Genomic DNA, 442 nt, shown 5'->3' with positions numbered 1-442 from the left:
CGCGCCCTGGGGCATCCTGGTCGGCGCCCTGGCCATCGAGACCGGACTCAGCGTGCTGGAAGGCCAGGCCTTTTCCCTGCTGGTGTTCGCCGGGGCGGCGCAACTGGTGGCCCTGGGCATGCTCAAGGCCGGCGCGGGCCTCGCCGCCATCCTGCTGACCACCCTGCTGCTGACCTCCCAGCACCTGCTCTATGGCCTGCACCTGAGACGCGTCCTGGCGCCCCAGCCACTGCCCTGGCGGCTGGGCTTCGGCTTCCTGCTCACCGACGAATTCTTCGCCCTGAACCATGCCGAGCAACCAGCCAGCTTCGACCGCTGGCGCGCCCTGGGCATGGGCCTGAGTTTCTATCTGCTGTGGAATCTCTTCACCCTGGCCGGGCTGCTGCTGGGGCGGGTACTGCCCAACCTGGGTGCCCTGGGCCTGGACTTCTCCATCGCCGCC

1 protein-coding gene is annotated in these 442 nt (G+C 69.2%); it reads left to right on the top strand.

The genetic code is table 11. The features are described 5' to 3' along the window. Positions 1-442: AzlC family ABC transporter permease (locus FS767_RS21610; RefSeq protein WP_178102763.1), on the top strand; the 442-nt coding region annotated here is incomplete at both ends.

It is taken from the genome of Pseudomonas sp. DE0010, from assembly GCF_007680745.1.
GTDB classification, from domain to species: Bacteria; Pseudomonadota; Gammaproteobacteria; order Pseudomonadales; family Pseudomonadaceae; genus Aquipseudomonas; species Aquipseudomonas parafulva_B.
The sequence above is the reverse complement of the archived record's forward strand: the minus strand, read 5'-3'. Positions and strand labels throughout refer to the sequence as shown.